The 19,646-nt window shown below is 67.5% G+C and carries 19 protein-coding genes; 12 read left to right on the top strand and 7 right to left on the bottom strand.

All coding sequences use genetic code 11. From position 1 onward, the window contains the following. Positions 1-224: 224 nt before the first annotated feature. The 4 genes from YM304_RS12730 (at position 225) to YM304_RS12715 (ending at position 4,545) form a co-directional block, all read left to right on the top strand. Positions 225-926 (top strand): ABC transporter ATP-binding protein, encoded by a 702-nt coding sequence (locus YM304_RS12730; protein ID WP_083908587.1) that lies wholly within the window; start codon positions 225-227, stop codon positions 924-926. Continuing rightward, entirely contained in the window at positions 923-1,843 is a 921-nt protein-coding gene (locus YM304_RS12725; protein ID WP_015442102.1) for an ABC transporter permease, read from the top strand. The genes YM304_RS12730 and YM304_RS12725 overlap by 4 nt, the downstream gene beginning before the upstream one ends. A 150-nt stretch (positions 1,844-1,993) precedes the next feature. Then, positions 1,994-3,247 (top strand): hypothetical protein, encoded by a 1,254-nt coding sequence (locus YM304_RS12720; protein WP_015442101.1) that lies wholly within the window; start codon positions 1,994-1,996, stop codon positions 3,245-3,247. Positions 3,248-3,360: 113 nt separating this feature from the next. Continuing rightward, positions 3,361-4,545 (top strand): hypothetical protein, encoded by a 1,185-nt coding sequence (locus tag YM304_RS12715; protein ID WP_015442100.1) that lies wholly within the window; start codon positions 3,361-3,363, stop codon positions 4,543-4,545. A gap of 6 nt (positions 4,546-4,551) precedes the next feature. Here the strand turns inward: YM304_RS12715 and YM304_RS12710 are convergent, their stop codons facing one another. Next, a complete protein-coding gene (locus tag YM304_RS12710) occupies positions 4,552-5,355 on the bottom strand; it encodes a creatininase family protein (protein WP_015442099.1) in 804 nt (267 codons plus the stop codon). A gap of 48 nt (positions 5,356-5,403) precedes the next feature. Between YM304_RS12710 and YM304_RS12705 the strand changes: the two genes are divergently transcribed. Next, on the top strand, positions 5,404-6,948 hold the full coding sequence (locus tag YM304_RS12705; RefSeq protein ID WP_015442098.1) for a phytoene desaturase family protein: 1,545 nt from the start codon (positions 5,404-5,406) through the stop codon (positions 6,946-6,948). 95 nt (positions 6,949-7,043) lie between these two features. Further along, positions 7,044-8,117: a site-2 protease family protein gene (locus YM304_RS22580; protein ID WP_015442097.1), complete on the top strand. Its 1,074-nt coding sequence runs from the start codon at positions 7,044-7,046 to the stop codon at positions 8,115-8,117. A 15-nt stretch (positions 8,118-8,132) separates the two neighbouring features. On the opposite strand, the gene YM304_RS12695 is transcribed toward YM304_RS22580, so the two are convergent. The 6 genes from YM304_RS12695 to YM304_RS25420 form a co-directional block, all read right to left on the bottom strand. Beyond that, entirely contained in the window at positions 8,133-8,630 is a 498-nt protein-coding gene (locus tag YM304_RS12695; RefSeq protein ID WP_015442096.1) for a phosphoribosyltransferase, read from the bottom strand. A gap of 123 nt (positions 8,631-8,753) precedes the next feature. After that, positions 8,754-11,081, bottom strand: a complete 2,328-nt coding sequence (gene pucD, locus YM304_RS12690) for a xanthine dehydrogenase subunit D (protein WP_015442095.1) — start codon at positions 11,079-11,081, stop codon at positions 8,754-8,756. Next, on the bottom strand, positions 11,078-11,566 hold the full coding sequence (locus tag YM304_RS12685) for a (2Fe-2S)-binding protein (RefSeq protein WP_015442094.1): 489 nt from the start codon (positions 11,564-11,566) through the stop codon (positions 11,078-11,080). Before YM304_RS12685 ends, pucD begins: the two co-directional genes overlap by 4 nt. Continuing rightward, entirely contained in the window at positions 11,563-12,429 is an 867-nt protein-coding gene (locus YM304_RS12680; RefSeq protein WP_015442093.1) for an FAD binding domain-containing protein, read from the bottom strand. Before YM304_RS12680 ends, YM304_RS12685 begins: the two co-directional genes overlap by 4 nt. A 113-nt stretch (positions 12,430-12,542) precedes the next feature. Next, entirely contained in the window at positions 12,543-13,355 is an 813-nt protein-coding gene (locus tag YM304_RS12675) for a PPK2 family polyphosphate kinase (RefSeq protein WP_015442092.1), read from the bottom strand. A gap of 64 nt (positions 13,356-13,419) precedes the next feature. After that, entirely contained in the window at positions 13,420-13,653 is a 234-nt protein-coding gene (locus YM304_RS25420) for a DUF5522 domain-containing protein (RefSeq protein ID WP_015442091.1), read from the bottom strand. Between the two features lie 61 nt (positions 13,654-13,714). Between YM304_RS25420 and YM304_RS12665 the strand changes: the two genes are divergently transcribed. The 6 genes from YM304_RS12665 to YM304_RS12640 are packed head-to-tail and all read left to right on the top strand — an operon-like array spanning position 13,715 to position 19,625. Next, entirely contained in the window at positions 13,715-14,665 is a 951-nt protein-coding gene (locus YM304_RS12665; RefSeq protein WP_015442090.1) for a DNA-3-methyladenine glycosylase family protein, read from the top strand. A 37-nt stretch (positions 14,666-14,702) separates the two neighbouring features. Then, on the top strand, positions 14,703-16,019 hold the full coding sequence (locus YM304_RS12660) for a glycosyltransferase family 39 protein (protein WP_015442089.1): 1,317 nt from the start codon (positions 14,703-14,705) through the stop codon (positions 16,017-16,019). Beyond that, positions 16,019-16,759, top strand: coding sequence for a polyprenol monophosphomannose synthase (locus tag YM304_RS12655; RefSeq protein ID WP_015442088.1), 741 nt, complete (start codon positions 16,019-16,021; stop codon positions 16,757-16,759). The genes YM304_RS12660 and YM304_RS12655 overlap by 1 nt, the downstream gene beginning before the upstream one ends. Before the next feature lie 48 nt (positions 16,760-16,807). Next, entirely contained in the window at positions 16,808-17,158 is a 351-nt protein-coding gene (locus YM304_RS12650; protein WP_015442087.1) for a hypothetical protein, read from the top strand. Next, positions 17,155-18,594, top strand: coding sequence for a GMC family oxidoreductase (locus YM304_RS12645; RefSeq protein WP_015442086.1), 1,440 nt, complete (start codon positions 17,155-17,157; stop codon positions 18,592-18,594). The genes YM304_RS12650 and YM304_RS12645 overlap by 4 nt, the downstream gene beginning before the upstream one ends. Continuing rightward, positions 18,591-19,625 (top strand): NAD-dependent epimerase/dehydratase family protein, encoded by a 1,035-nt coding sequence (locus YM304_RS12640; RefSeq protein WP_015442085.1) that lies wholly within the window; start codon positions 18,591-18,593, stop codon positions 19,623-19,625. Before YM304_RS12645 ends, YM304_RS12640 begins: the two co-directional genes overlap by 4 nt. The last annotated feature ends 21 nt before the right edge of the window (positions 19,626-19,646 follow it).

The raw sequence follows: 19,646 nt of genomic DNA, 5'->3' as shown, positions 1-19,646 counted from the left end.
ATCCCGGCCGTCACGAGCAGGCGGCGCCACCGGACCGGGCCCGAATCCTCCTCACTTGAAACACGATGGACACACAGCGGTCGCCAGATGGCTTCTAACCTGTCGGCACTTGCATCCGTCCCCATCGGGAGACCACCACTTTGAACACCGACCTCACAACCGAGTCGCCGGACGCCGAAACCTCTGACTCCGACACCCCGGCGCTCGTCTTCGACGACTTGTCGATGACCTTTCCCGACGGGACGCACGCACTCGACCACGTGTCGTTCAGCGTGTCGCGCGGTGAGTTCGTCACCGTCGTCGGCCCGTCGGGGTGCGGCAAGTCGACGCTGCTGCGCATCGCCTCGGGTCTCGAACAGAACACCGGTGGGCTGTGCCAGGTCGACCACGACTCGATCGGCTACGTGTTCCAGGACGCCACGCTCTTCCCGTGGCGTACCGTTCGGCGCAACGTCGAGCTGCTCGCCGAACTGCACGGCCTCGACCTGAAGGGCCTCAGCGGAAAGGTCGACGAGTCGCTCGAACTGGTCAACCTGCTCGAGCACCAGGACAAGTACCCGAAGCAACTGTCGGGCGGTATGCGCATGCGTGCCTCGCTCGCCCGTTCGCTGGTGCTGCAACCCGACGTGTTCCTGTTCGACGAACCGTTCGGCGCCCTCGACGAGATCAGCCGCGAGCGGCTCAACGACGAATTGCTGTCGCTGTTCAAGGCGAAGAACTTCGCCGGGCTGTTCATCACCCACTCCATCGCCGAAGCGGTGTTCCTGTCGACGCGGGTGCTCGTCATGTCGGCTCGGCCCGGTCGCATCATCGCCGACTACGAGGTGCCGTTCGAGTACCCCCGGCGCCACGACATCCGTTATCTCCCCGAGTTCGCCGAACTCTCCGGCCAGATCTCCCACGACCTCCGAGGAGCCCACCCGTGACCGTCACCGACGACGAGGCAACCGCCGTTCCCGCCAGTGCGGTGAGCATGGGCGGCGGCGGAACGGGGTCGGCAGCATCAGCGCCGAAACGCAAGGCCGGGGCGGGCATCGCTCGTTTCGCCGGACCGGCCGGCGCACTCGTCGGCTTCTTCGCCATGTGGTACTTCGTGCACTACGTGTTGATGTCCGACAACCGCAAGTTCCTCGTGCCGCCGCCGCACACCGTGATCAACGAGTCGATCCTCACCTGGAACATCCCGCGCGGTGAAGGTGGCACCCGCACCGGCGGCGGTCTGTTCAAGCTGCTCGAAGGCCTGTGGTCGTCGTTCCAGGTCGCCGCACTCGGCCTCGGCATCGCGATCACGCTCGGCCTGGTGCTCGCCACGCTCATGAGTCAGGCCAAGTGGATCGAGAACGCGATCTACCCGTACCTCGTGGCGATCCAGGCGATGCCGATCCTCGCCTTCGTGCCGCTCATCGGCCTCGTCCTCGGCTTCGACTTCTGGTCGCGCGTGCTCGTGTGCGTCATCATCGCGATCTTCCCGATCGTTGCCAACACGCTGTTCGGACTGGTGTCGGTCGATCGCGGCTACCACGAACTGATGACCCTCAACGGAGCGTCGCGGTGGACGCGCCTGCGCAAGCTCCAGTTCCCGGCCGCGATGCCGTCGATCTTCACCGGGCTCCAGATCTCCGCCGGGTTGTCGGTGGTCGGCGCCGTCGTCGGCGACTTCTTCTTCCGTCAGGGTGAACCCGGCATCGGCCGACTGATCAACACCTACCAAGCGGCGTCGGAAGAGTCGCAGCTGTACGGCGCCGTCATCGTCACCGCGGTCTTCGGCATCAGTGTGTTCCTCTTCTTCGGCTGGCTCGGGCGCCGTGTCGTCGGTCACTGGCACGAGACTCGAAGCAGCTGACCGCCTGGATCGGCGGCCCGATTAACACAGCGTTCAAGAACCTGACGGCGGCTGAACTGCCAGTTTCCTCTAGTGTTTCCCGCGTCGGAAACACCACGACACCACATCGGACAACACACCGACATCTCAACTCCTAGGGGGAGTAACCACATGCGAACCACTCGCACGACCAAGACGGCTGCATTCGGCATCGTCGCCGCACTCTCGATCGCTGCCTGCGGCAGCGACGAGCCCGAGGCCGAGGCACCCGCCGACGAGCCTGCCGAGACGACGGCCGAAGAACCGGCCGACGAAGAAGCGATGGACGAAGAAGCCATGGACGAAGAGGCCATGGACGAGGAAGACGACGGCGCGATGGTCGAGATGGAAGCGACCAGCCTCGTCGACGTCTGCCCCGAGACCATCGTCATCCAGACCGACTGGTTCCCCGAGGCCGAGCACGGCGCGCTGTACCAGATGTTCGGCGAGGGCGCCGAGATCAACGCCGACACCAAGGTCGTCACGGGCGACCTCGTCACGCACGCCGGCGACACCGGCGTCGACCTCGAGGTCCGCACCGGTGGTCCGGCCATCGGCTTCCAGCAGGTCGTGTCGACCATGGCCCAAGACGACAGCATCACGTTCGGCTACGTCGCCACCGACGAGGCGATCGAGAACTACGCCGACAACCCGACCACGGCGTTCGTCGCTCCGCTCGAGATCAACCCGCAGATCATCATGTGGGACCCGGCCACCTACCCCGACGTCACGTCGATCGCCGACCTCGCCACCGCCAAGGACGGCGAAGGCGTCACGATCCGCTACTTCGAGAGCGGCGCCTACATGCAGTACCTGCTGAGCAGCGGTCAGGTGACCGAAGCGCAGCTCGACGGCAGCTACGACGGCGGCCCCGCGGTGTTCATCGCCGAGAACGGCGCCATCGCACAGCAGGGCTTCGCTTCCGCCGAGCCCTACAACTACGAGAACGCCTTCGAAGACTGGGGCAAGCCCGTCGCATTCGAACTGATCCACGACGCCGGCTGGCAGGCATACGCTGCTCCGCTCGCCGTCCTCGACTCGAAGAAGGCCGAACTCACCGACTGCATGGCAGCGTTCGCTCCCATCGTGCAGCAGGCCGTCGTCGACTACGTCGCCGACCCGGCGGCAACCAACGAGCTGATCATCCAGGCTGTCAACGACTACGCCGACTTCTGGACTTACGACGAGGGCCTGGCCACCGATTCGGTCGCCAAGCAGCTCGAACTGGGTCTGATCGGCAACGGTCCCGACGCGACCGTCGGCAACTTCGACCTCGACCGCATCGCGGGATTCATCGAAGTCGCCTCGCCGGTGTTCGGCGCCGAAGGCATCACGCCCGACGACCTCGTGACCAACGAGTACATCGACGAGAGCATCGGTCTCTGACCGACACCTGACGTCGAGATCATCGACTGACGAGGGGCGTTCCGGCTGCGGCCGGATCGCCCCTCTTCGCGTGGTGCCACCACTCGACGGGGCCCGATTCGTACAATCCGCCGGTGGTGATTCGTCGATGTGCTGTGCTGATCGTTGCCGTGAGCGGGCTCGTGAGCTGCTCGGGCGGCAACGACGCCGTGCAGAGCGCGCCCGACTCGTCATCGGCCACGTCGACCAGCACGCCAGCCGTCGACTTCACCGAGGTCGAGACGACGCTTCCGGAGCGAGAGACGTTCACCGACGGCCCACTCGCCGAGGTCTGCCCGGCCACCATCACCCTTCAGATCGACGACCTGCCATCGGTCGAACACGGGCCGCTGTTCCGGTTGCTCGGTGACGACCCGTCGGTCGACGGTGCGACCCAGGTGATCAGCGGTCCACTTCGCCGAAGCGACGGAACGGTCGAGGACGTGATCGTGGAGATCCGCGCCGGCGGTCCGGCGGTCGAGTTCCGGAATCCGATCGACGTGATGTCGGCCGACCCGACGATCACCCTCGCTGAAGCGTCGACCGACGAGTTGGCAGACGCAGCAGACACGTTCCCGACCGTCGGCGTGGTCACGCTCACCGACATCAGCCACCAGATGCTGATGTGGGACCCGGCCACGTACCCCGACGTGACGAGCCTCGATGACCTCGCCGCGACGGGCCCCGAGATCCGTCACCTCCCCGACGAAGGGTTCATCTCGTTCCTCGTCGAGCAAGGCGTGCTCGACAGCGACGACCTCGACGACGACTTCTTCGGTGAACCAGCGGCGTTCGTCGCCTCCGGTGGCTCGCTGGTGCAGCAGGGCGATGCACTGGTCGAGCCATTCCTGTTCCCCTCGCTCCCCCAGTGGTCGGCACCGATCGACTACGCACTGGCTGCCGAGTCGGGGTGGACCTCGTACGACGACTCCCTCGTCGTCACCTCGGAGTTCGCCGACGAGCAGCGCTCGTGCCTGGGCCGGCTGGTGCCGGTCATCCAGGAGTCGATCGTCGCCTACGTCGTCGACCCGAGCCCCACCAACGAGTTGATGGCTTCGGTGCGCGAACTGTTCAACCCGCTCACTCGGGCGGCACCCGAACTGCTCGATCAGGGAGTCGCGTCGGGAGTCGCCACCGGAATCTTCGGCGGCGGGCCCGACGGCGTGGTCGGGAGCTTCGACGTCGATCGAGTCGCCTCGTTCGTCGACACGATCGGCGGCGCAACCGCTGGCGACGACCTGGTGACCAACGACTTCGTCGACCTCGCCGTGACGCTCTGACGTCGGTTACGAGGTGATCGGCAGGTCGAAGCGCGAGATCTCGCCGAGCGCGGCGCAGAACGCGTCGACCGCAGCGTCGAAGATCTCCCGGCCTCGTTCGGCGGTCGCACCGGTCGGGTCACCGATGTGCCCGTCGGGGCCGAAGTCGTTCGACAACCAGCCGAACCCGACCTTGCCGCCGAAGCGGACGTGTTCGTTGCGGGCCAGCGACTCGGGGACGTTGCGCGTCACCGTGCTCATGTCGACCAACTCCGGGGCGAGGTGCAACATCAGCGAGGTCTCGTCGATGCCGCCGTGGATCCCCATGCCGAGTTCGGACTCGCCCGACTCCCCGCCCTGATCGGGCGGGACCCCGGGGTGCGCCAGGAACGTCATGAGCCCGTGCGCGAGGCGGATCTCGCGGTTCGCCACGCCGACGAGTGCGGAGTTGCCGCCGTGCCCGTTCATGAACACCAGCTTGCGGGCATCGGTCATGGCCACGCAGCGGCCGATGTCGTCGAGCACGGCGAGCAGCGTTGTGGCCGAGAGCCAGATCGTGCCCGACGACCAGGCGTGCTCGTTCGACTTCGTGTAGGCGAGCGGCGGGAGCAGCCACACGTCGAGTTCGGCGCCCACACGACGCACGGCGGCATCGGCGACTCGGTCGGCAACGAGCAGGTCGGTGTTGAACGGGAGGTGCGGCCCGTGCTGCTCGATCGCCCCGAGCGGCTGGACGAACACCGAGTCACGGGTGATCAGCCGGTCGATGTCGGGAGCGCGCAACTCGTCGAGTCGGCGGGAAGCGGGGGCTCGATCAGGGGCATCTGGCACACCTGTACGTTACGCGTTCGACCAGCTCATCCGCGAGAATGGCAGGCGATGAGCAGCCACGCGACCGACTACGACGCCATCGTGATCGGCGCCGGTCACAACGGGCTCGTCACCGCCGCCTACCTCGCCCGGGCCGGTATGTCGACGCTGCTCGTCGAGGCCAGGTCGACGGTCGGCGGCACGGCTGCGAGCGAGCCGTTCGGCGGAGCGACCGTCAACATCTGCAACTGCGATCACCTCACGTTCCGCACGACGCCGGTGATGAGCGAACTCGACCTCGCGGCGCACGGCCTCGCCTACCACGACCTCGAACCGGCACAGCACAACATGTCGTGGGAGGGCGCCGCCAACGGCGACGGCTGGACCAGCCATCACGACCTCGACGAGACGCTCGCCGACATCGCTCGCACCTATCCCGGCGAAGTCGACAACTACCGGCGCTACGCGGCGGCAGCGATGCCTGCGATCCGCATGATCTTCGAAGCGGCCGCCGAGCCGCCGACGTTCCGCGGCCTCACACGGCTCGCACTCCGTCGGCGCCTCGCCGGATCTGCGACGCTGCTGCGGTGGAGCCGTCGGAGCACGGCCGACGTGTTGCGCTCGTTCTTCACCACCGATGCGATCACCGGGCCGGCCGCTGCGACCGGACCGATGGTGTGGGGCATCTCCCCCGAGTTCAGCGGGACCGGACTCGGCGCGATCACTCCGGCGATGCGACACGTCGCCAAGGTCGGCCGGCCCGTCGGCGGGAGCGGATCGGTCCCCGACGCGCTGCTCGCTGCCTTCGAGGCCGCGGGCGGAACGCTGCTCGCCGACACCCGCGTGCAAGAGATCTGCTGCACCGCCGATCGCGTCAGCGGCGTGGTGCTCGACACCGGAGCGGTGGTGTCGGCCTCGACGGTCGTGTCGGCGTGCAACCCACACGACACGTTCCTCCGTTGGCTGCGCAACCCGCCGGCGTCGGCGGCGAAGATGATCGCCCGCTGGCGCGGGATCGAACACGACGACGGCTACGAGTCGAAGCTCGACGTCGTGCTGTCGGCTCCCCCACGGCTGAAGAACTCCGATCGCACACTCGGTCCGACGACCGTCATCGCGCCCGACCTCGCCACGATCCATCGCGGCTACGAACTGATGCAGCAGGGCAAGGTGCTCGACACCCCCGCCTTCATGGTCAACGTGCCGACGCTGATCGACCCGACGATGGCGCCAGCCGGTCAGCACGTGCTCAGCATCGAGGCGCTCTACACGCCGTACGGGCTGCAGGGCGGCTGGCCCGACTCCCCCGAGCCGCGCCGCTGGCTGGAGGCGTTCGCCGATCTGTGCGAACCGGGTCTGCTCGAGTCGATCATCGACTGGCGAGCGATGACCCCCGATCGCTACGAGCGCGAGTTCCACCTGCCTGCAGGGCATGCGACGAGTTTCGCCGGCGGCCCGCTGGCGGCGTTCCGCAACCCCAACCCGGAGCTGACGAAGTATCAGACGGCCGTCGACGGGCTCTACCTCACGGGTGCGGCCACGTTCCCCGGGGCCGGGGTGTGGGGTGCCAGTGGACGCAACTGTGCGTCGGTCATCCTCGGACAGCGCTCCTGAGCGGCCCGCTCGCCCGGACGACACCGGCGTGTGACCGTGGGAATCGGACAGTGCCGCGTACGGTTGCATTCAGTAACGGAAAGGGCTGCAACCTCATGACAACTGGCTCGTTCAAACTCGCTCGCATCTCAGGAATCCCGGTTCGTGCTCACTGGAGCATGGGCCTGGTCGCGATCCTGTTCGGCGTCAACCTCGCCGCCGGATTCGGACTCGTGTCGGGAGCGATCGCGGTCGTCGCGTTCTTCCTCTCGATCCTGGCGCACGAACTCGGTCACGCCTTCGTCGCCCGTCGCTACGGCGTCGAGACCCAGTCGATCGACCTCTGGGCGCTGGGCGGTGTCGCCCGGCTCGACCGGGAGTCGCCGACGCCGCGTGCCGACGGCCTGATCGCTGCCGCAGGGCCGCTCACCAGCCTCGCCATCGGTGTGGTCACGTTCGGCATCGCGCTGGCGGTCGACTCACCGGTGCTCGGCTGGATCGGTTTCATCAACGTGGCGCTCGCCGTGTTCAACATGCTGCCCGGCGCACCCCTCGACGGTGGCCGCGTGCTGCGTGCGGTGCGCTGGGCCCGGACCGGCAACAAGTACCGAGCTGCCCGAGACGCTGGCAACGCCGGGCGGGTCCTCGGCTGGAGCATGGCCATCATCGGCTTGGCGCTCATGCTCAACGGGTACCCCGGCATCTTCATCACCCTGACCGGTGTGTTCATCGCCATGAACGCCCGTGCCGAGATCGCGGCGTCGTACATCGGCGAGCAACTCGATGGCATCAAGGTGCGCGACCTCACGTGGTTCGGGCTCGCTCACGCCGGCGTCGACATGGACGCCGACTCGATGATCTGGAACCGGTCACGTCTCGGCGGTGCCGGAGCGGTGGCGCTCGACTCGAACGGTGACGGTGTGCTCGACGGCATCGTCCTCGAAGACGCGCTGTGGGCGGTTCCGGGCGATCAGCGGGCCATGGTGATGCTCGACACCCTGATGGTGCCGTTCGAGCAGACCGCGCAGGCCGGTCCCGACGACGACCTGTCGTCGGTGCTCCCCCGGCTCAACCCGCTGCGCCCCGTGGTCACGGTGTGGAGCGACGGGAAGCTGCAGGGCATCGTCCCACCGGCAAAGCTGCGCGAGCGTCTGCTCAGTGCGCAGCAGGCAGCGTTCGGCCGCCCGTAGCGGCTGAGCGGGTGCTCAGGCTTCGGGAACGAAGCCGTGCGGCGCCGCCACCGGCGGCTTGTCGCTCCAGGGGAAGTTGATCCACTGGTCGGTGCGCTTCCAGATGTAGTCGCACTTCACGATCGAGTGGGACTTCTCGTAGAGCACGGCGGTGCGGACTTCGCCGACCTTGCCGTCACAGAACTCTTCGACCGACTTGAGCGTGTTGCCGGTGTCGGCGACGTCGTCGACGATGAGGATCTTGCCGTCGGACAGATCGACGAAGTCGGGAGCCGGCGGGAGGATGCGCGGCACGTCGAGGCGCTCGTCGATCCCGGTGTAGAACTCGACGTTCATCGTGTAGACGTTCTTGATCGAGAGCGCGTAGCCCATCGCTCCACCCGGGAGCAGCCCGCCTCGGGCGATCGAGAGGATCATGTCGGGTTCGTACCCGTCATCGGCGACCATCTGCGAAAGATCCCGTGTGGCCTGGCCGAACATGTCCCAGGTCATGATTTCGCGCTCTTCAGACATGGGGTCGAAACCTATCTGTTTTCTGAGCGCCGAGGTTGCTCGCCGCGATCACTTCCGCGCTTGACGCTGCCGCGAGGCTGCACTCGGGACCGACGACGCTCGTGGACGGACGCGCGAACGACGTCACGAGGCGTCGAGACAGATGTCGGACGGACGCACGGGAACCCGGTCGAGCGGACGGTCGACGCCGGCCTGGCGCAGCGCATCACGGATCGCGGCGACGATCGCCGGGGTCGACGAGATGCACGGCGGCTCGCCGACGCCCTTCGCTCCGAGCGGTGCATGCGGGTCGGGTTGCTCGACCAGCGTGGCCTGCACCGGTGGCATGTCGAGGAACGTCGGCAGCAGGTAGTCGGTGAAGTTGCCGTTGCGGATCACCCCGTCGATCTGGATGATCTCCTCCATCACGGCGAGTCCGAGGCCCTGGGCGATGCCACCCTCGATCTGGCCGATCACCGACAGCGGGTTGAGCGCGTTGCCGACGTCTTGCGCGGTGGCGACCTGGATCACCTTGACCAGTCCGAGTTCGGGGTCGACGTCGACGACGGCACGGTGGGCCACGAACGCGAAGGCGGTGTGGCAGTTGCCCTGGCCGTTCTCGTCGAGGTCTTCGGTGGGGGGATGGTGGTATTCGACCTCTTCGTCGAGTTCGAGACCAGCCGTGGCCTCTGCAACGGGGATGCGGAGGTCTCCCGCCGTGTCGATGACGTCGGTGCCGTCGATCATGAGCCGGATCGGTTCGATGTCGTGCGCCGCACCGACCGCTTCGAACAAGCGCTCGCGGACGGCGCGGCACGCGGCGTCGACCGCTCCCCCGCTCATCCAGGTCTGGCGAGACGCCGACGTGGAACCGGCCGAACCGATCTGCGTGTCGATCTGGTCGAGCACCACGTCGTCGACGCCCAGCACCGTGCGAGCGATCTGCGCGGCGATGGTGATGAATCCCTGTCCGACTTCGGCGGTGGCGAACTTCAGCGTGGCCACGCCATCGACGAGTCGGCAGCGAGCCGTCGAGAAGTCGTCGAAGGTCTCGGAGTACATCAGGTTCTTGATCGACACACCCCAGCCGATTCCGCGCACGACGTCGACGGCATCGGCGGTGCGCCCGGCTCCGCCCGGCAGGCGCATGGCATCGGGCGACCCGTCGGCGAGTGGAAGACCACCGACGGGCTCGTCGGGCAGCGGCAGCGCGGCGGTCTCGCGGATGCACTCCTCGACGGGTGCGACGTTGAGGACCGGTTGACCGGTGAGCAGCGTGTCGCCGGTGTGCATCGCGTTGCGGAGGCGGACTTCGACCGGGTCGATCCCGGCGGCGTCGGCGATCTTGTCCATCTGCGATTCGTAGGCGAAGCAGGCTTGCACGGCGCCGAAGCCGCGCATGGCGCCGCACGGCAGGTGATTGGTGCGCACGGCGTAGCCGTCGACCTTGCCGTTGGGGCAGGCGTACGGCCCCTGCGTCATCGTGATGCCGTTGACCAGCACGGCCGACGAGGTCGAGGCATAGGCGCCGCCGTCGAACACGAAGCGAGCCTCGACGTTGAGGAGGCGTCCGTCGGCATCGGCGTGGTGACGCATCCAGATCGTGGCCGGGTGGCGATGCACGTGGCCGAGGAAGCTCTCGCCGCGGCTGTAGGCCATGCGGACCGGACGGCCGAGGCGGAGGGCGAGCAGACAGGTGTGGACCTGCAAGCTGATGTCTTCGCGTGCGCCGAAGGCACCGCCGACGCCGCCGAGGACGAGGCGGACCTTGTCGTCGGGGAAACCGAGGCACGCGGCGATCTGCCCTTGATCTTCGTGGAGCCACTGCGTGGCCACGTGCAGTTCGACACCGTCGGCACCGGGGTCGGGGTAGGCGATGGCGGCTTCGAGGCCGAGGAACGCCTGGTCTTGCATGCCGATCTCGTAGGTGCCCTCGACGACGATGGGCCCGGTCGTGGCCGGGTCACCGTGGACGATTCGCTGATGACGGATGAGGTTGCCGTCGGGATGGATCGGCTCGTGATCGCCGGAGATCGCCACCTCGGGGTCGAGCAGCGGGTCGAGGACCTCGTACGTGACCTCGATGGCGCTCAGCGCACGGCGTGCCGTCTCGGGGTCGATCGCGGCGACGGCGGCGACGGGTTCGCCGACGTAGCGCACCACGTCGGACGCGAACACGGGCTGATCCTGGCTGATGAGCCCGTACGTGAGCTTGCCGGGCACGTCGTCGGCGGTGATGATCGCTTCGACGCCGTTGATCTTCCAGGCAGCCGAGAGGTCGATCGAGACGATGCGCGCCGAGGGGTGTGGCGAGCGCAGCGTGGCGCCGAACAGGCACCCGTCGGCCGACAGATCGGACGAGAACTCGTAGGTGCCCTGCACCTTCGGAATGCCATCGCTGCGAACCGGTGAGTCGCCGATGGTGCCGGGGCGCACCGACGTGTCGGTACCGCGATCCTCGATGACGCTCATGACGTGGCTCCGTTCGAACGGGTCACGGCCACCTGTTGCACGGCGTCGATGATGCGTCCGTATCCGGTGCAGCGGCAGATGTTGCCGGAGAGCTCCTCACGGATCTCGGTGTCGGTCGGGGTCTCCGTGCGTTCCAGGAGGTCGTGGACCGCCATGACGAGGCCCGGCGTGCAGAATCCGCACTGCACGGCGCCGGCGTCGACGAATGCCTGCTGGACGTCGCTCGGGCTGCCGACCGGAGCGACGCCTTCGATGGTGACGATCTCCTGCCCGGTCGCCGTGGCCGCCATGACCAGGCACGAGCAGACGAGTTCGCCGTCGACCATGACGCTGCACGACCCGCATTCGCCCTGCGTGCACGCGCCCTTTGCGCCCATCAGGCCGATCCGGTCACGGAGCACGTCGAGCAGACTCTCGCCGAGCCACGAGTCCTTGACCTCGCGGTCGGTGCCGTTGACTCTGAGCGTGAAGACCTCGTTGCTCATGCTGCTGCTCCTTCGATGGTGACGGCCCGGCGAGCGAGGCGCTTGGCGAGAACACCGACGGCGTGGCGTCGGTAGTCGGCGCTCGACCGGTGATCGGTGATCGGCGTGCTCGCTTCGCTGACGAGCGAGCCGAATCGATCGACGGCAGCGGTCGACACCGAATCGGTGGCCCAGTCGATGGCGTCGGCGAGGTGCGCCTCGGCGTCGGGGCAGCGCAGGATCGTCGGCCCGACGGAGCCGAGTGCGACGGCGACCGATCGGTTGTCGTGGTCGACGGCCAGGCACGTGCTGGCGACCGCGATGACCATGGCGTTGCGGACACCGACCTTGGCGTAGCCCTGCCAGCCGGACCGCACGGGCAGCGTGATCTCGGCGATGACCTCGCCGGGTTCGATGGCCGTGCGCTTCACGCCGACCATGAACTCGGTGACCGGCATCGTGCGCTCACCGGTGGCCGACACGAGGCGGACCGTTGCATCGAGCGCGGCGAGCACGGGGAGGCCGTCGCCCGCCGGCGAGCAGGTGCCGAGGTTGCCGCCGAGGGTGCCGGCGTTGCGGATCTGCGGTGAGCCGACCGTGCGCGACGCCTCGGCGAGTGCGGGCACGAGCGATGCGATCGGCTCGGCCATCAACTCGGTGTAGGTGACCGCGGAACCGATGGTGAGCGTGGCGGCTGCGGGGTCGTGACGCCACGACCGCAGTTCGGTCACGCGGTTGAGGGCGATGACCAACCCGTCGGGGCGACGGTGCCCGTCGTTGATCTCGACCATCGCGTCGGTGCCCCCGGCGAGCAACGTCGCATCGGGGTCGTCGGCGAGGAGGTTCACCACCTCGTCGAGCGTGAACGGAACTGCCACTGCCATCCCGTGATTGTACGAAATGTCAAGCCGTCCGTGTCGGACCATCGCGTGTTTCACATCGCCGAAACGTTCGTCGCGAACCTGGTTATTTCCATCCCGGATGGAAATAACCAGGTTCAGTCGGGGACGGAGATGTGGTCGAGGCCCTCTTCGGGTTCGGGGTACTTCGGGTCGATCGCTTCGAGGTGGTGGCGCAGGATGCGAGCGATGCACACGTTGCGAGCCCACTTCTTGTCGGCCGGCACGACGTACCACGGCGCGTCGTCGGTCGACGTCTTCTCGATGGCGTCGGTGTAGGCGTCCATGTAGTCGTCCCACAGCGCTCGGTCGTCGAGGTCGCCGGCGCGGAACTTCCACCGTTTGTCAGGACGCTCGAGGCGCTCCTCGAACCGTTCCTTCTGCTTCTCCTTCGAGACGTTGAGGAAGATCTTGACGATGTGCGTGCCCTCGTCGGCGAGCATCTGCTCGAAGTTGCGGATGTGGTCGTAGCGCTTCTTCCACACCTTCTCGGGAGCGAAGCCCTTCACCCGAACGACGAGCACGTCCTCGTAGTGCGAGCGGTTGAACACGCCGATGTAGCCGTCGGCGGGAGCATGGTGATGGATGCGCCAGAGGTAGTCGTGTGCGAGTTCTTCCTCGGTCGGCACGCCGAACGGGTTGATGTCGACACCGGCCGGGTTGAGGCCGCTGAGCACCGCCCGGATCGTGCTGTCCTTGCCGGCAGCATCCATCGCCTGGAGCACGATGAGCAGCGACGCCGACTTGTCGGCGAACAGTTGCTTCTGGAGTTCGACGAGCGCCTCCATCTCCTCGGCGAAGAGTTCGTATGCCTCCTCCTTCTCCCAGCCGAACGTCTCGGCGGCATCACGATCGGCGATCTTCGGGTCACCGTCGACCCGGAGTTGTTCGAGAAGCTTCTTGTCGCTCATGGCGACGACCGTACCGACTCGGTGCAGGCCGGTGGGCGACCGATCACCTGGCCGCCGGCACTGGTCAGATCTCGTATGGGCAGTGTCGGCAGCCCGATTCGCAGCAGTAGTCGCGCTTGGCGAGGAAGGCTGCGGTGAACACGCTGAACCCGCTGACCGGATCGGGATACGTCGGGAGACGAGCATCGACGGCGGCCCGGTGGCGCGACATGATCTCGGCGGCTCGTGGATGATCGGGCGACAGCCTCGCCGGATGCGGCGTGTCACACCAGTCGTCACGCAGGGCCGGGTCGGTCACGCCGCAGACGATAGGCGGCAACACGCTGTGAGCCGCATGGCAACGAGTATGGTCCTCGTCGATGGCGGTTCTCGATCGACGTTCGACTTCGGCGGCCACCGATGCACGCCCCGTCGACGTCGGAGCCACGCTCGCCCCGTACCGTCGCGGCGCCAGTGACCCGACCACCTGGATCGATTGCATCGGCAACGGCTCGGCCGGGGCCGGACGATTCACGCGAGCCACGTTCACGCCCGACGGTCCCGCCACGGTCAACATCCGGTGGGACGGCAACGGTCTGCTCGATGCCGAGACGTGGGGTCCGGGCGCCGACTGGTTGCTGGCCCGCGTGCCGTTCATGATCGGCGACGGCGACGAGGGTGCGCCCGATCTCGAATCCGACGAGCACCCGGCGGTGGCTCGCGCCGCCCGATCGCAACGCGCGCTGCGGCTCGGTGCCAGCGGCGGCTTCTATCACGAGCTGTTGCCCACGATCATCGAGCAGCGGATCACGGGCCTCGAAGCCAAACGCCAGTGGGCCGCGCTGTGCCACGAACTGAGCGGGCCCGCTCCCGGGCCGTTCGCTCGCCTCCTGCTCCCGCCCGCGCCCGACGTGCTGCGCCGCCAACCGAGCTGGTGGTTCCACCCGCTCGGCATCGAGCGCAAACGCGCCCAGCCGCTCATCGAGGTGGCCCGGCACGCGTCGAAGCTGTGGGAGTGGGCCGAACTCGACCCTCGCGAGGCCGAGCGGTTGCTCCACCTCATTCCTGGTGTCGGCGTCTGGACCACGGGCATGACGCTCGGTCCGGTCATGGGCGATCCCGACGCGGTTCCGGTCGGCGATTATCACGTCAAGAACATCATCGGATTCGCGCTGGCCAACGAGGCCCGCGCCACCGACGAACGTATGCTCCAACTCCTTGCGCCGTATGCCGGACAGCGGGGGCGAGTCGTTCGAATCGTCATGGCCGACGGCAACGGCGCCCCCAAGTTCGGACCGCGTCAGCGCATCTTGCCGATGGCTCGATGGTGAACGTTTCCCGACCTCTCAGAAGCAGTACCGAACCTCGATGAGCGACATGATCGACGACCACGCGGACTCCGAGGGGGCGGTCGCCGACGACCTGCCGACGCCGTCGGGAGCGTCGTTCGACGTGCCTGACGCACATGCAGCGACGGAGCGCGCCGAACGGGCGGCGCTCGACGAAGACCGCTGGCGCCGTGCGCTCGGCGTGGGACTCGCCGCGTACGTCGTCTCGCGCCTCTGCGTCCTCGTCGGTGCGGCGGTGCGAGCCTCGCAACTCACCATCGACGCACGCCGTGACGGCGAACAGGAACTCGGCGCCGTCCGCCTCATCACCGAGGTGCTGACCTCGTGGGACGGTCGCTGGTACCTCGAGATCGTCCGCGGCGGGTACCCCGACAGCATCCCCGCCAATGTCACCTTCGACGATCTCGAAGCGCGAGCCGCCTTCTTCCCGATGTATCCCGGAGCGGTCAGTGTCGTCGACTCGTTCCTGCCGGGCGGTGACACGTTCGCCGCGCTGTTCCTCAACATCGTGCTCGGTGCGGTCGGCGTCGTGCTCGTCGGTCTGCTCGCTCGCCGCATGTTCACCACGGCCGTCGCATCACGGTCGATGGTGATCTTCTCGTTCTTCCCCGGCTCGTTCGTGCTGTCGTTCGCCTACTCCGAGGCGCTGCTCATCGTGTTCGCCGCGTCGTGTCTGCTCCTGCTGCTCGACGAGCAATGGCTGCTCGCCGGTCTCGCAGCCGCGTTGGCGACGGCGACCAGACCCAACGGCATCGCCATCGTGTTCGCGTGCTTGGTCGCCGCCGCGATCGCCGTGAAGACGAAGCGCCAGTGGAGCGCGCTGATCTCGGTCGCGCTGGCGCCGCTCGGGTTCATCGGGTTCATGCTCTACGTCGACGACACCGCCGGCGAGAGCCGCGCCTGGTTCCGCGTGCAGAACGAGGCCTGGCAGGAAGGCACCAGCTTCGGTGCCACGGCGGTGAAGAACACGTTCACGTTCATCACCGACCCGTTCGAATCGCCGGCCGGCGCCCTCACAGCGCTCTCGATCGTGGCGCTCGCCGGCATGTGCTGGTGTGCGTGGAAGAAGCGCCTGCCACTCCCCTGGATCGCCTACAGCGCCGTCATCATCGGCCTCATGCTCATCCCCGAAACGGTCACCGCTCGGCCCCGTTTCGTGTTCACCGCGTTCCCCTTGTTCATCGCCGTCGCCGCCTGGTGGCCCGACCCCGACGACGACCCCGATCACCACCGAGCCAGCTGGGATCGGAGCGGGTGGGACTTCGCCCTCGTGCTGTGCGGCGCCGGCCTCACCGGCCTCACCGGTCTGTACGCCGTGTTCGGTGCGATTCCGTGATGCGCACGCTCATCGTGGTGCCGACCCACAACGAGGAGGCCAACATCGTGGCGCTCCTCGATGCGGTGGTCGAGCACGTCCCATCGGCCGACGTGCTGGTCATCGACGACGCCTCGACCGATGCCACTCGCCGGTTGGTCCGCGAACACCCGGCACCACGTCTGCGCCTCGTCGAACGCGACGAGAAGCGTGGGCTCGGTGATGCGTACGTGCACGCGTTCAAGCTGGGGCTCGCCGACGGCTACGAAGCGATCGTCCAACTCGACGCCGATCTCTCGCACGACCCGGCGGTGCTGCCGACGATGCTCGGACTCGTCGAGCACGGCATCGATGCCGTCATCGGCTCGCGCTACATCCCAGGCGGCGCGGTCGTCGGGTGGCCTCGCCGCCGCACCTGGCTGTCACGGTGGGGCAACCGGTACGCAGCGCTCGCGCTGGGGCTGGCGATCAACGACGCCACGGCGGGCTACCGGGCGTATCGGGCCGACGCACTGCGTCGCATCGACCTCGACGCGATCACCGCCGAGGGGTACGGGTTCCAGATCGAGATGACGTATCGAGCGGTCGTCGGTGGGTGCAGCATCGTCGAGGTGCCGATCACGTTCCAGGACCGCGTCGCCGGTGCGTCGAAGATGAGTGGCAACATCGTCACCGAGGCGTTTCTGTTGGTCACGAAGTGGGCCATCACCGATGCGTTCACCTTCCGTCGCCGACGCCGTGCGTACCGCGCTCACGACTGATCGACCGTCGCCGTCTGGCCGGTGGCCAGTCGGTAGCATCACCTGTTCATGTCCGGCTCCGCCAACGATGCTGCGCCCGCCACTCCGGTCGGACGATTCGCCGACGGGTTGCTCGCTCACGACCTTCCAGCACTGCCCGCCGACCGCCGTTCCGACACGGTCCGGTTCATCGAGCGTCGCGTCGCCGTGCTGCCGTCGGTCACCCGGTTCGGTGTGCGCCTCATCGGCCTCGTCGTCGACCTGGCCGCCAAGGTGATCGGCCGAGACCGTGTGCGCGCTGTGGTGTTGAAGCTGCCGTTGCCGCTGCTGAGCGAGTACCCGCGCCTGGTGCGATCGTTGGGCTATGCGTTCGTGTGGGAGACGTGGCCCGACACGCAGTTCGACGGAGCGGTGGCATGACGCGGCACGAGTGCGATGTGTTGATCATCGGGTCGGGCGCGGGCGGTGCCACCACCGCAGCCACGCTCGCCGAGGCGGGCCATGACGTCCTGATCGTCGAAGAAGGGCCATGGGTCGAGCAGGGTGAGGTCGTCCCGTTCTCGCTCGATCAGATGGATCGCCAGTACCGCTCGGGAGGCGTGACGGTGGCGCTCGGCCTGCCGTCGATCGCCTACACCGAGGGTCGATGCGCCGGCGGCGGCACCGAGGTGAACAGCGGCCTGTACCGCCGGCCGCCCGAGGAGACGCTCGAACGTTGGCGCTCGCGCTATCGGATCGCCGACTTCGACAGCGCGTCGCTGTTCGACATCTGCGAAGAGGTCGAGTCGGCGCTGTCGGTCCAGACGGTTCCGGGCGAACACACCGATGCGAGCAAGATCCTGCAGCGCGGCGCCGAGCGGTTGGGCTGGCAGAACGACGAGATCCCCCGCTGGATGACGTACCCAGACGGCAACGACGCCACGCAGGGCAAGCGCCAGAGCATGACGCAGACCTTCCTTCCGCGTGCGCTCGCCGCCGGGGCTCGGATCCTGTGCGAGCACCGTCTCGACAAGATCCATCGCAATGGGGCCAAGGCGGTGAGCGCCGAACTGACGCCCCTCTCGCCCGGGGCCGATGCCGATGGCGTGACGGTGTCGTTCCGCGACCTCATCATCTGTGGCGGGGCGATCCAGACACCGGCCATCCTGCAGCGTGCCGGATTCCGTCACCGCGTGGGTCGCACGCTCGCCGTGCACCCCACGGTGAAGCTGTCGGCGCGCTTCGATTCGCCGGTCAACACTCCCGACGACGTGTCGGTGTACCAGGTGAAGGAATTCGCCCCCAACATCTCCTTCGGTGGCTCCGCGAGCCATCCCGGTCTGGTGGCGTTGGCGCTCACCGACAACTGGCGCGAGTTCGGTACGGCCGTCACCGCCTGGCCCGAACTGGCCGTGTACTACGCAGCCATCACGAGCCAGGGGCGCGGGTGGGTGCAGGCCATCCCTGGGGTGCGCGATCCGCTCGTCACCTACCGCCTCACCCGCCGTGATCGTGACCTGCTCGGCCAGGGGCTGTCGCGCCTGGCGCTGGTGATGCTCGAAGCCGGAGCGCTCGAGGTGTATCCCGCGTTCAAGGACGCTCCCCTGGTTCGAACCCGACGCGACCTGGCGGACATGTCGGGAGCGTTCGCCGCCACGAAGGCCAGTGTGATGACGGTGCACCTGTGCTCGACCGCTCCGATGGGCGACGACGAGAAGCGCTGCGCGGTCCACAGCCACGGCAAGGTGCGCGGCGCCGACAACGTGTACGTCAACGACGCGTCGTTGCTGCCCGAGGCCCCTGGAGTCAACCCGCAGGCCTCGGTGATGGCCGTCGCCATCCGTAACGCCCGCCGCTACTGCGATGAACGAGCATGATGATCGAAACACCTGACTACACCCTGGTCACCGGCGCTGCCGGTTGGCTCGGCACCGGCGTCGTGTCGGAACTCACCGGCGGCACCGCCTGGCAACGGCCGGGCGTGGTGCGCGGGTTGGTCCGACCCGGCGAGAGCACGGCGCACCTTCCCGAATCGGTGGAGATCGTCACCGGCGACGTGACCGACCCGTCATCGCTCGACGCCCTGTTCGACAGAACCAGCGGCACGGTCGATCTGATCCACACCGCTGGCGTGATCCACCCGGAGTCGTCGATCGACGAGTTCGACGCGGTCAACCACGTGGGCACCCGCAACGTGATGCAGGCCGCGCTCGCGGCAGACGTGCGTCGCGTGGTGCACGTGTCGTCGAACAGCCCGTTCGGCACCAACGGTGCGCGCAACGACGTGTTCCGCAACGACGAGCCGTATCACCCGTACCTGGGCTACGGGGAGTCGAAGAAAGACGCCGAGTTGGCGGTGCTCGACGCGGTCGAGGCCGGCCTGAACGCGGTGATGGTCCGACCGCCGTGGTTCTACGGGCCGCATCAACCGGCTCGGCAGACGACGTTCTTCACGATGGTCAAGAAGGGCCGCTTCCCGATTCTCGGCGATGGCGGCCAGATGCGATCGATGACCTACATCGGCAACCTCGTCGAGGGCATCGTGCGCGCTGAGCTGACGCCGACCGACGCCGGGCTCGGCTGGTGGATCGCCGACGAACGCCCGTACAGCGTCCGCGAGATCGTCGACACGGTCGGCGAGGCCCTCGCCGCCGAAGGGTTCGACGTGAAGCCGAACAGGTTCCGCCTGCCCAACGTGGCCGGAACCGTTGCCGAGAAGATCGACACGTTCCTGCAGGGCCGCGGCAAGTACCACCAGCAGTTCCACGTGCTCGGTGAGATGAACAAGACGATCGCCGTCGACATCTCGGCGGCCCGCCGTGACCTGGGCTACGACCCGCAGTTCGGTCTGCTCGACGGCATGCGCAACAGCATCCGCTGGTGCCGAGACCAAGGAATCGAACTGTGAAGCAAGCAGAGAGCCGGGTGC

This window comes from Ilumatobacter coccineus YM16-304, from assembly GCF_000348785.1.
In the GTDB taxonomy this organism is placed as follows: Bacteria; Actinomycetota; Acidimicrobiia; order Acidimicrobiales; family Ilumatobacteraceae; genus Ilumatobacter_A; species Ilumatobacter_A coccineus.
This window is presented reverse-complemented; position numbering and strand designations above follow the sequence as displayed.